This is a genomic window from Candidatus Hydrogenedentota bacterium (assembly GCA_018005585.1).
Classification (GTDB): domain Bacteria; phylum Hydrogenedentota; class Hydrogenedentia; order Hydrogenedentales; family JAGMZX01; genus JAGMZX01.
Genome location: JAGMZX010000170.1, coordinates 1 through 12027, shown reverse-complemented (window position 1 = coordinate 12027; position 12027 = coordinate 1). Strand labels below are relative to the sequence as shown.

General features: G+C 63.9%; 9 protein-coding genes. 6 read left to right on the top strand and 3 right to left on the bottom strand.

All coding sequences use genetic code 11. The features are described from left to right. The 5 genes from KA184_20675 to KA184_20655 form a co-directional block, all read left to right on the top strand. Window positions 1–1507 (top strand): SUMF1/EgtB/PvdO family nonheme iron enzyme (locus tag KA184_20675; protein ID MBP8132002.1); only part of this gene is annotated, 1507 nt, incomplete at its 5' end. 169 nt (window positions 1508–1676) lie between these two features. Continuing rightward, a complete protein-coding gene (locus KA184_20670; protein ID MBP8132001.1) occupies window positions 1677–1823 on the top strand; it encodes a caspase family protein in 147 nt (48 codons plus the stop codon). 422 nt (window positions 1824–2245) lie between these two features. Continuing rightward, on the top strand, window positions 2246–2977 hold the full coding sequence (locus KA184_20665) for a hypothetical protein (protein ID MBP8132000.1): 732 nt from the start codon (window positions 2246–2248) through the stop codon (window positions 2975–2977). Further along, window positions 2952–3209 carry a hypothetical protein gene (locus KA184_20660; GenBank protein MBP8131999.1) on the top strand — a complete coding sequence of 86 codons (258 nt, stop codon included), beginning with the start codon at window positions 2952–2954 and terminating at the stop codon, window positions 3207–3209. Before KA184_20665 ends, KA184_20660 begins: the two co-directional genes overlap by 26 nt. A 53-nt stretch (window positions 3210–3262) precedes the next feature. Further along, window positions 3263–3694, top strand: a complete 432-nt coding sequence (locus tag KA184_20655; GenBank protein ID MBP8131998.1) for a hypothetical protein — start codon at window positions 3263–3265, stop codon at window positions 3692–3694. Window positions 3695–3810: 116 nt separating this feature from the next. On the opposite strand, the gene KA184_20650 is transcribed toward KA184_20655, so the two are convergent. The 3 genes from KA184_20650 to KA184_20640 form a co-directional block, all read right to left on the bottom strand. Then, entirely contained in the window at window positions 3811–5079 is a 1269-nt protein-coding gene (locus KA184_20650) for a site-specific integrase (protein MBP8131997.1), read from the bottom strand. A gap of 1132 nt (window positions 5080–6211) precedes the next feature. Further along, on the bottom strand, window positions 6212–9490 hold the full coding sequence (mfd, locus tag KA184_20645) for a transcription-repair coupling factor (protein ID MBP8131996.1): 3279 nt from the start codon (window positions 9488–9490) through the stop codon (window positions 6212–6214). 211 nt (window positions 9491–9701) lie between these two features. Next, complete coding sequence (locus KA184_20640; protein MBP8131995.1) at window positions 9702–11678, bottom strand: hypothetical protein; 1977 nt, start codon at window positions 11676–11678, stop codon at window positions 9702–9704. 147 nt (window positions 11679–11825) lie between these two features. On the opposite strand from KA184_20640, the gene KA184_20635 reads away from it, so the two are divergent. After that, on the top strand, window positions 11826–12027 hold a 202-nt coding region (locus tag KA184_20635), incomplete at its 3' end, for a hypothetical protein (protein ID MBP8131994.1).

The window sequence follows — 12027 nt, the reverse complement described above, 5'->3', positions numbered from 1 at the left end:
CGTGCGCGCGAAACTGGCGCAGGCGGGCGCGCGGGACACGCTGCTGGTGCTGGACTGCTGCCAGAACCGGCCGGCGGGCCGGGGCGCGGCCGCGGCGGCGCTGGAACGGGGCGCGGAAGGGCAGCTGTCGTCGATGGCGCGTGACATCCAGGCGGCTCAGTCGGAGCGGGGCTTGGAGCGCATCCCGACGGTGGCGATCATGAGCGCGTGCCGGGAAGGCCAGCGCGCGTACGAATGGCCGGACAAGGCCCACGGCGTGTTTACGGCGCACCTGCTCGAAGGCATGACGCAGGGGGTGACGAGCGTGGCGCAACTGGCGTCCTTCGTCTGCGAGCGCACGCCCGTGACGGTGCAGAAGCTGCACCGGGAGCGGCAGGTGCCGTGGTTCACCGTCGAAGGCCGGGGCGACTTCGTGTTGACGTCCGCGACGTCCGCAGCAGACCACGTTACCCGCGTCGAAGCAGTGCCTCCGCCGCGTCGGGCCGCCGTGGCTTGGTGGTATGCGGAAGGGCAGGCACAACGCGGCCCGATGAGCCTCGAAGAACTGCGCAGCGCGATTGCCGGGGGCAAGGTGCGGGCAGAAACGGAGGTCTGGCGCGAAGGCATGCCCGGCTGGCAACCTGCGGGCAGCGTTCGGGAACTCAAGGGGACATTTCCGGTGGCGAAGACGCCACCGGCACGCCCGCCCGAAGCCGTAATCACTCCGGGGAACCAGCAGACGCTGCAGCGCGTGTTCGGCGGCGCGCCCGCGCCCGCGCAGGGCGAACGCGCCGCGGGCACGGAAACGCAGGTGGACCTGGGGAACGGCGTCATGCTCGATTTGGTCTGGTGCCCGCCGGGGACGTTCCTGATGGGCAGCCCGGAGAGCGAACCCGAACGAAAACCGATTGAGACCCAACACCAAGTGACCTTGACGCAGGGTTTCTGGATGGGCAAGTACGAGGTGACGCAGGGGCAATGGGAGCGCGTGATGGGCACCAACCCAAGTCTTTTCAAGGGTGACCCGCGTTTGCCGGCGGAGCAGGTATCGTGGGGGGACTGCCAGAAGTTCCTCGCGAAGCTGAACGGCCGCGTGAGCGGGGGTGGTTTCCGTTTGCCGACGGAGGCGCAGTGGGAGTACGCGTGCCGTGCAGGGACAAGCACTCCATTTCATTTTGGCGAAACGATCTCAACGGACCAGGCCAACTACAACGGCAACTATACCTACGGTAATGGCCGGAAGGGGGTATGGCGCCAGAAGACTACGGTGGTGGGGAGTTTTCCGTCGAACGCGTGGGGCCTGCACGACATGCACGGGAACATCTGGGAATGGTGCGCGGACTGGTTTGGAGACTACGCGAGCGGCTCCGTGACGGACCCTGCGGGCGCGGCGTCAGGTCGGGACCGGGTGTTGCGGGGCGGCTCGTGGAACAGCGGTCCTACATGCTGCCGTTCCGCCAGCCGCGACCACTACACTCCGGGCGCCCGGCTCAACTACGGCGGGTTCCGTGTTGTGCGGACTCCGTAACCCTGTGTACTGTAGCCCTGTTGCCCTGTGCCCTTTTGCTCTTTACCCTTATCGCGCGCGCAGCGCGCGATCGCGGTTCTTGATGCCATAACGCGGGCTGGAGTGACAGCGATTGCTTACATACAATTTCGGACCGGTTTTGTTACTGCGAAACGGTGAGGGTTGCGTGATGGCGCGGTATGCATTGGTAGCCGGGATAGACCAGTACGAGCACGGGGAATTGAGCCCGCTGCAGTTTGCGGAGGCGGACGCGCGGCGCATGGCAAACCGCAATAACAACATCGGCTTTCGGGTGGTTTGCGTTCCGTCACCGTAGTGGTTCCTTGGCCGCTGGGCACTCCGCTCCCGCTCTTGCGTATTGCCAGTCAATCGATGGTTGTTCCCGCCCCGCGAGTGCACAAGGTGCACATTTTGAGGCCGTAGCGGCCCCGTGGACGCCGTTCGCGCCGAAGCGGCACTTTTCAAGGCCCGCGCACAAGGCTTCGTGCCGGGTGCTGCGGGCGGGTTCTCCGGAGCGCGCTTGGCGGATTGGCTGGTTGGGCCCGTTTTTCAGGCGTTTTTGGGGCCGGCCATATACCTAAGGAATATATCTTTGGTATATACGAAAAGTACTATTCGGCAAGTAGAAAACTCATTGTGCTTCGTGATAATTCTCTGTTATCATGATGGCCCCTGAAAACGGGGCCCCGAGAGGGGTGCGCAAGACGCAGGGATTGTGCACTTTCGGAAGATTGCACAATGCAGGAAAATGAGAACCGCGAAAGACTCGAGCAGTGGCTGTTCTACGCAAAGAACAGGACGTGTGCATACATCCGCGCGGCGAGGGCTCATAACACCGAGCGCGCGTACGGGGCGGACGCGCGCACTTTCGAGGGCTACTGCGAGGCGGTAGGGGCGTCTCCTTCGGAGCCCCCGTCGGTGGACACGGTGCAGGGATACTTTGTGTGGCTGGCGGACGTGTGCAAGGTTTCGGCGGCGACGCTTCGGCGGCGTCTGTCGGGCCTTCGGTCGGTTTGGGACGCGCGCTGGGGCTCAGAGCGCCACTGCGGCCGCGACCCCCGGATAGCGCAGCTGGTGGAGGGCATTGTGCGCAGCCTGGGCCGCGCTTCGCAGGGCTCGCGCGCGCTGACGCTGGACGATGTGCGGCGGCTGGCGGCGCAGTGCGACCGCAGGACGCTGCGTGGCAGGCTTGCGGCGGCTCTGGTCCTGGTCGGCTTCGCGGGAGGCTTCCGCCGCAGCGAGCTTGCGGCTCTGAGGGTCGAGGACCTGGAGTTTCAGCGAGACCGTCTGCTGGTCTTCGTGCGCCGCTCGAAGACGGACCAGCGCAGCCGGGGCAGCTGGAAGGCCATCCGCCGCGGCCGGCCGCCGCACGACGTGCCCGCTGCGGGCTCTGAGGGCCTGGCTGGAGGCGGCGCAGGTCACGCAGGGCCCGGTGTTCAGGGCTGTGCTGCATCGGGGCCGAATCTCTGAGCGCGCGATATCCACGGACACCATCGCGAACGTGTTGTCGCGGGTTTCGGCGTCGGCGGGCATCGGAGCGGTGACGCCGCACAGCCTGAGGGCCGGCTGCGTGACGGTGGCGACGAGCCTTGGGGCCACGCCTTTGGCGGTGCGCCGCGTAACGGGACACAAGAGCATGGAGCAGCTGGCCCGCTACGACCGCGCGGAAAAGACGAGCCCTCCGCTGGATTTTGGGCTCTAAGGAGGGTTATTGCAGATTTGGATGGGCTGTCTAATGATAGATGGAGACACACCATGATACGAAGACCTCAAATAAGGCTTAGGGGGCTTGTGGCGCAGGAATCGCTGCCCGTCTTGACCGCTGACCAGGCGCTGGTCGCGACGCTGCACCGCGGCAACGTGACGGAGACGGCGCGGCTATCGGGCCTTCACCGCAATACGGTTGCGAAGTTCCTGAAGCTGCCTCAGGTTGGGGCGTACATCGAGAAACGCAGGCTTGAAGAGGAGACAAAGGCTCTGCAGGCGCGTGAGCTGTCGAGCGCGCAGATAAGGGCCATCTGGTCGGAGCTGGCGACGGACTTGAGGGTGCATCCGATGGTCCGGCTGAGGGCCACGGAGTTGCTGGCGAAGTCGCGGTCGATGTTCGTGAGCCAGCCGGTGGAGCAGCTGCCGCCGTTCAGGATAGTCGTCAGCGGACTGCAGCCGAAGGACGGCCGCGGCCCTTGAGGCGGGTTTGGGCCTGGCCGTTATTCCACGGCCCGCGGCGGACTCTCCGGGGCTTTCCACAGCCCCGCCTTGGCGATTTGTGGCGGGCGCTTCCGGCTCGATGTCCCGCTGTCGGGTCAGCGCTTCGCCGCTTTTCTTGAAGGCTTTTCCGCCGCTCCGGCGCCTTTCATGTCCAGCTTTGCGACGGCTGCAGCCATCACCGCCGGCGCCAAGTGGCTGTAGCGCTCCGTCATGGTGATTGAGCTGTGGCCGAGCAACTCCTTTACGACGTAGAGGTCAACGCCTGCCATGACCAGGTTGCTGGCGAAGTCGTGTCGCATGTCGTGCCAGTGGAAGTTGTTGATTTCGGCTTCGTTCAGGAGGTTTTCCCAGGCGGTGTATATGTGGGTAAAACGCCCGTCCGTGCGCGGGTTCCGGAACACAAGTCCTTCGCCGTCGCTCTGAGCATGCCAGCGGCGCAAGACGTCAAGCGCCGTCTGGTTGAGCGGAATGTGTCGTGTCTTGCCGCCTTTGGTCGCTGCGGCGCGGACCGTCAAACGTTTTCCGTCGAGGTTGATGTCGGACCATTCGAGACTGAAGAGCTCCCCCCGGCGCAATCCCGTATTCAGGCTTAGAAGCACCATGGGCTTGAGGTAATCCGCGAACGCATTTCCCCTCAAGTCGGGCGTCTCGGGGTAACCCCTTTCGCGGCGCCAGGCATTATGGTTATCCCGCTCCTCTTTCAACTGCTCGTCACGGCGGTCCAGCGCTTGAAGCAGCCGTTGCCGCTCGTCAGGGTCGAGAAACCGGACACGGCTGTTGTCTTCGCGCAAGGACTTCACCCGGCGCAGCGGCGTCTCGTCCAACAAATTCCACTCCACCGCCCGCGACAGTGCACTCTTCAGGTACGCGATCAAGCGATTCGTGGTTGCTGGCTTTAGCCCTTCCTCTAACCTCTTGTGCCGCCACTTCTCCACAAGCCAGACATTGATATCCGCAAGCTTCTTGTCCAGCAGCTCCGGGAATCCGGCCAACAACGCCTGCACCATCATCTTGCCGCTCTTGCGATTCACGTGTACCCACGGCAGGTAGACCTCCTCGAGGAATGACCTGAGCGAGTGGCCTCGGGAGTGTTTTCGCCCGGCTGCGGGGTCCTCACCGCGAGCAACCTCTGCCAGTGCCTGCTTCGCCATCTCACGCGCCTGGGTGGGAGTCAACACCGCGGCGCTTCCCAATTTCATGCGCGTCTGCTGTCCATTCGGCAGGCGGTATCGGACGAAATAATGCCTCGAACCATGGGGCGAAACCCTGATTAAGAAGCCCGCGATTTCAGAATCCGCGATTTCAAAGGGTTTTTCACGAGGCTGAAGCACAGCCAAGAGCCGGTTTCCGATTTTTCCCCGCATAAACAGGGCCTCCCGTGAGTTTTCGTGAAGCACATATGAAGCACAAGATGAGTATAATTCAGCGCTTTTCAGAAAATAACCATGAACAAGAATTCGTTCGTAACATGCTGGCATTAAATGAGTTAGAGTAACACACCCGTTCACGGCCGTTCATGGGAAAACAGTCCAAAATCGGACTTTTAATCCGGTGGCCGCGGGTTCGAGTCCCGCTCCGCTCACCATGTTTTTCCCCCTTGCAACACCCCCGGAAACATTGGATCTTCCTTGAAAACCGGGGCAGGTCTGTTTCTATATAAGTACGAATTCACATGCTTATATATAGCCATGTGTATTGCACAGACTCTCGCCTCGTTGCATGAAGAAGCCGTCACCGAGTGCAACATTTGGCACAGCATGTCGCCAGCCCGGGTCGCCAGCCCGGGGCGGCAGCTATCGGCGGCAGCGAAAGGCTGCCCGCCCGCCGTCTCCGAGGCGGCTGCTCGCAATCCGCCCCTCCCGCACGGACCATCGTAAGTGTTGACTTGAACGTAGCCGGGCATTCCACGCTGGCGGAAATACCGTGGAAGAGACGAAGAACATGCATGCAGCCACCGGACCAATCGGCGCAAACCTCGCTCCCGGACCAAACCCCAACTCGCATCGGCCAGATTACTTGCTGCCTCGATCGGATAACCTGCCCGGCCAAGATAATACCTCTGCTGCTGTAGTCTATGGCGGGGAAACCTCCACGATGCGAAAACAAACGGCCCTATACTCGTGGAAAGACTGCTTGTGAATGAAGTACCCCGAATACGAGCCCTTGAACGGCCGGAAGAGCCGAGCCGACTCCGGGGTTCTTGCCGCCGAGCGCCTTGGAACAACGGGAGCGTACGACATCCGCAGTACGCGGGCGTTACCTGAATGGTTGTTTTGAAAGCGGTGAACATGGTCAACATGGAACACATGGACACGAAGTAACCAAGGGATGCATTCCAAACGTGCGTTGTAAGTTGAAGATATTGCAGGGGAGTAGAGAAAAACGCCAGGAGGGTCTCATAACCCAAAGGCGGGCGGTTGGAATTCGCCCGCCGCTGCCATCGAGATTGTTCTTAAGGCCTTGCTATATAAGATATGTATGTGAAATTGGGGTGCTCTAGGCCGGTTCGGAGTGACCGAGCACGCGCAGCATGCGCGCGGCAGCGTCGACGGGTTCGGTTTCGGGCCCGTGGAGGCGCAGGGTAACGCCGGGCCGTTCCTTCCAGGACAGCTCGATGTTGCTGCCGAATGCTTCGCGCAGGGCATGCTGAGCCCGCTTGTCGAGCAGGTGCGCGGCTTCGAACTCGATGAACACGCTGCCCTTGGTGGCGCTCATGCGCGTGACGCCCTGTTCGGCGGCGATGGCGCGGGCGCGCATGACTTCGAGCAGCCGCCGCACGGGCGCGGGCGGGCGGCCGAAACGGTCCGCAAGCTCCGCTTCCATCTCGTTGACTTCTTCGACGGAGCCGCTGCCCGCGATACGGCGGTAAAGGGATATCTTCTGGGCGGGCACGGGCACGTACTCCTCGGGGATATACGCGTCGACCGCGACTTCGAACGGCGGCAGGGCAGCGCGACGCACGGGTTCGCCGCGCGCTTCGGCGACGGCCTCCGCCAGCAGTTCCTTGTACGTTTCGTAACCGACTTCGGCGATGTGGCCGTGCTGTTCCGCGCCGAGGATATCGCCGCAACCGCGGATCTCGAGGTCGCGCATGGCGACGCGGTAGCCTGCGCCAAGGGTCGAAAACTCTTCGAGCGCCTTGAGCCGCTGCTGCGCCTCCTCGGTGACCATGCGGTCGCCCGGCACGAGCAGATAGGCGAAAGCGCGGTGCTTGTAGCGTCCCACGCGCCCGCGAATCTGGTAGAGGTCGGCGAGGCCGAACGTGTCGGCGCGGTCGATGATAATGGTGTTCGCGTTGGGAATATCGATGCCGGACGCGATGATGGTCGTGCAGACGAGGACGTCGATTTCGCGTCGCACGAAGGCGGTCATGACATCTTCGAGTTCATGGCGGCCCATCTGGCCGTGGCCGATGGCGACGCGCGCGCGCGGCACGAGCTGGCGCACCTCGTGCGCGACCCGTTCGATGGTCTGCACGCGGTTGTGCAGGTAGAAGACCTGCCCTTGGCGGCCCAGTTCGCGCAGAATCGCTTCCTGCACGAGCCGTTCTTCCCACACTTCGATGCAGGTGTGAATGGGCAGCCGGTCGTTCGGAGCGGTGTTGATGAGGCTCATGTCGCGGATGCCCATGAGCGAAAAGTGCAGCGTGCGCGGTATGGGCGTTGCCGACATGGCCAGGACGTCCACGTGCGTGCGCGCCTGCTTCAGTTTTTCCTTGTGCGCGACACCGAACCGGTGCTCTTCATCGATGATTACGAGACCGAGGTTCTTGAAGCGCACGTCCTTCGAGATGAGCCGGTGCGTGCCGATAATGACATCTACCTCGCCCTCCTTGAGCCGTTCGAGGGTGCGCTTCTGCTGTCCCGGCGTGCGGAACCGGCTTACCATCTCGATGCGCACGGGAAAGCCGGCCATGCGTTCGGAAAAGGTGGTGAAATGCTGCTGCACGAGCACGGTCGTCGGCGCGAGCAGAGCGACCTGGCGCCCGTCGAGCACGCATTTGAACGCGGCGCGCAGCGCCACTTCCGTCTTGCCGTAGCCGACGTCGCCGCAGATCAGCCGGTCCATGCAGCGCGCGGACTCCATATCGCGCTTGACGTCCTCGATTGCGCGGATCTGGTCGGGGGTCTCGTCATACTCGAAGGCGTCCTCGAATTCGCGCTGCCACGGGGTATCCGGGCCGCAGGCGATGCCGGGGCCGTGCTCGCGCGCGGCGTAGAGTTTGACCAGTTCGTCCGTCAGTTCGCGCACGGCCTTGCGGACCCGGTTCTTCGTGCGCGCCCAAGACGCCCCGCCGATGCGGTCCACCTTCGGCACCGCGCCGTCGCCGCCCATGTACTTCTGAATCTGGTCGATGAGCGTGACGGGCACGTACAGCATGTCGCCCCCGCCGTACTGTACCGTGAGGAAGTCGCCCGCCTTGCCCGCGAAGCGGCGCAGCCCGAGATAACGCCCGATTCCGTGGTGCTCGTGAACGACGTAGTCGCCGGTTTTCAGGTCGCTGAACTGGGTGACCGCCGCGCCCGCCTCGAAGCGCCGCCGCGTGCGGCGCATGTGGTGGCGGCCGAAAATCTCGCGCTCGCCGAGCACGGCGAGCTTGTCGCGCGGCGAGACAAACCCCGCGCGCAGGCGCCCGATTTCGACCGCGAGGTCGAACGCGTCCAGCCCTACGCGATAGCCGCGTTCTTCGAGCATCTCGAGCAAGCGGCGGCGGCCCCCGGCGTTCACGCACAAGAGCCGCACGCGGCAGCCTTCCAGTTCCCATTCCTTGAGTTGATCCCAGAGCCCCCGCGGCTTGCCCGCGAGCCCCGAGACCGTGAGCATCGGCGCGTGGAAGCGGGTCGTGTCCGCCGCAGCCTCATGCGCGAGTTGCGCCACGGCCAGGCGGGGGAACTTGCCGAGCCTGCCCGCCGCTTCGTCCCAGCGCATGTAGAAAGGGCTGTCGCCGAACTGTTCTTCGAGCCGTTGCGCTTCCTCGTGAATCGCCAGCGGCTCCTCCAGAACGACCAGCGTCTGCTTCGGGAAATAGTCCAGCACGACGCCCAGCCCGTCCGGCTGACGCGACAGGTCGGCCAGCATCTGCTTTTCCGAGCGTGGCAGCACCTCGACGCGGTCTGCCTGCGCGAGGCTGCGCTGCGTTTCCGGCTCGAATTGGCGCATCGTGTCGATTTCGTCGCCGAAGAACTCGATGCGGTAGGGGAGTTCCGCGGAGATGGGGAACACGTCCAGAATGCCGCCGCGCACGCTCATCTGGCCCCGCTGCTCGACCATAGGCTCGCGCTCGTAGCCCATCTTGATGAGCCGTTCGAGGAGATCGTCCATCGCGTATTCGCGCTTCCGTTCGAGCGTGAGCGTCCGCGCGTCAAGATATTTCCGGCGCAGCACGCGCTGGAGCAGCGCGCGCACGGGCAGCGTCACGCACAGGGGCCGCCCGGCCTCGAGTGCGGTGCTGAGCCTCCGCAGCGCGTCGAACCGCTCCGCCACAACGTCGTCCGACGGCGCCATGAGTTCGTCCGGCAGCACCTCCCACGCCGGGAACAGGACCGATTCGTCTTCCGGAACGAAGGTGGTCAGGTCGTCATGGACCGCCTCGGCTTCGAAGCGGCCCGCGGTAAGCACGAGCACCGGCGTGCCCAGGCGGCGCCCGGCCTGCACGGCGACGAGCGTCCTTCCCGAACCCCAGGGGCCGATTACTTCGACCGTCCCCTGCTTTTCTCGGGAAAGCGCCCGGACCACGTCCTCGATGATATTCAGTTCTGGCAGGTCAACCGGCATGGATGTGCCTGGAGAAAGGGCCTCTCACGTCGTGGCGCCGCTGCGCCGCCGCATTGCAGATTTCCGCGTATTGTAACCGAAGCGGCCGCGCCGCAACAGTCACGCGCCCCCCGGGGCCTTGATGGTTCGAGAGGACAACGCCGCTTCCCAAACAAATGAATTCGGACTTCCCGTCAGTCGAGGGCCGGCGCGTTTCATTGGTCCGGCGACCTCAGAACCAGCTCCTGAGAAGCGCCGCGAGGCCGCCATCGAAGGTCACGGTCTTGATGTTCATCCACGTCAACTGGTCGCCGACGGCGAAATAAAGACGCGTCTTGCCGGCGAATTCAATGACATCGGGATCGGACGCATTGATGCCCTCATCGACGCCCTCGGGAGCGAGCACGGGGTTGGATGCGGCCACGTCCCAGGTCTTCAGGTCTTTCGACCGCGCGATGTAGGTCTCGAAGCGCCAGCAAGGCGTGCGGTGTTCGAGATAGAGCACGTAGTAGTAGCCGTCCGCAAAGCGGATACACGGGCACGCGGTATAGCGGTCCGTGCCGAAGATGGCGTCCGGGACCTTCTCCCAGTGCTCGAGGTCGTTCGAGCGCGCGAACTTGACCGTGAACGCGGGATAGTCCGGGTCGTTGCTCTCGTAGGCCATCACGTAGCCGTCCGGCCCTTTGCACACAGATGAATTGAACAGGTGCTCGTCTGCGTCCTGTTGAATGGCGGCGCCGGATGTCCACGACTTCAAGTCGGACGAGCGGAATACCGTCACGTCATTCCAGTTGTTGTCCTCGAAGCGGGATGCAAATGCGTAGAAGGTATCGCCCTCGATATGGGCGCACGCGAGGCTGTAGCCCTCGGCGAACCGGGCCAACTCCTCGCCGTTGACAGCGTCGACGAGGCGCAGGTAGTAGTCGGCCTTGGCCCCGCCTTGGCCCGGGCGCACGCATTCCATGTGGCAAAGGCGGCCCTGCCAGATAACAGGCGCGATCTCGCACAGGTCGCGCCGCAGCAGCGTCCGCTCGCGCAGGGCAGGCCGCGTGTCCGGCGCGGGGGGCGGTACAATAGTGGTGAACACGTCCACCGGCCAGTAATCGAGCCTCAGGAACCCCGGCGGCGTTTCCTGCCGGTACTGGACGTAGGCCTGAACCGCGCCCTTGGTCGTGTAGACGATGTCTTTCACCGAGTCCGGGTTCTGACGGACGCCGAAGACCTTGTAGCCCATGAGCGTGCAGTCTTCGAGGTCCACGCGCAGGTATTTGCCCTCGATAACGCTCTGGATGACGCCGTCGCTGGGCGTGCCCTGAGGCTGCGAGAAATTGAGGGTCACCAATCGGCACCCCTTCAGCGCGATGTATGTGTAGCCGTCAAATCCCGGATTGCCTGCTTTCAGCGAACACTGGGGCCCGACGAGCGTGCAGTCCTCCATGATCACGTCGGGGCGCTCCGGCATGACCGGGTTTTCGGCGCGCACGTACATGCCCGAGGCGTCGCCCCACCAGTCGAGGCTCCACAACTGGCAGCGGCGGAAAAGGACCGGTTCCGCGGGGCGCGAGACGTACGCAGCCACGATGCCGCCGAACGCGCGGCCAATGCCGAAACAATCCTCGACGATCACGCTGAATTCCGCGCCTTTGTGGAGGGACAGGTCCCAGCCCATGCCGCCCTCGGCGCCGGTGGCGTAGAGGCGCCGGAACGTCCAGCGGTCCCAGATATCGGACGAGAAATCGGGCGTGCAGCGCCAGGGACCCCACCAGTCGACGCTCTTGAGACCCTTCTCCGGTCCGCCGGAATCAAGAATGACGAAACCCGGATTGCCGCCGCCGCCCTGCGGGTCCGTGCGCACGACCACATCCGGCACGCCGGAGTCGATCACCACCCAGCCGGCGCGCCCCGACCCGTGCCGTCCCTCATAGTCGCCCTCAAGCACGTTGTAAGCGCCCGGCGCACCCGCAAAGGAGGGGTACAGGTTCGCTTCCATGTAGGTGTCGGGCCGGACGACGACGCGGTGGCCGCCGTTCGCGTCCGGGACGGCCAGCAGCGCCGCCTGGATGGTCGTGTACGCCTTTTGCCAGGACGAACCGTCCGAATTGTCGCCCAGTTTTGACACGTAGATTGTGGCGCCGCGCGCGGCCGCGCAGAAGCCTATCGTCAGCGCAGCGGCCGAACACACCATGAACACCCTTGCACGAATTCGCATGGCTGGTCTCCCCGGCCTGCCGATCAGGCCCGCCGCTATCCTATAGGAAAGCCCCCGCTTGTTCACCCGGTTCCTGCGAGCCCGGTTTCCGCCTACAGGACACCGCTTGAATTTCCGCCTGTTTCCTGCAATAACGGAGGTGCAAGAGTGGGGCTGCTGGAAACAGGCGCCGGAATCGTGGAAAACATCTTTCAGACGAACCTCGAGTCTATCCCCGACCTACAGGTGCGCTTCGGGCTCGGTGCGCTGGCTGTTGCCGGCCTGTTGTACTGTTACTTCGGCTATCCCCTGTTTCGCTTGCTCCTGGCCCTTGCGGGGTTCGCGCTGGCGGGCGCGGTTGCGGCCTTGC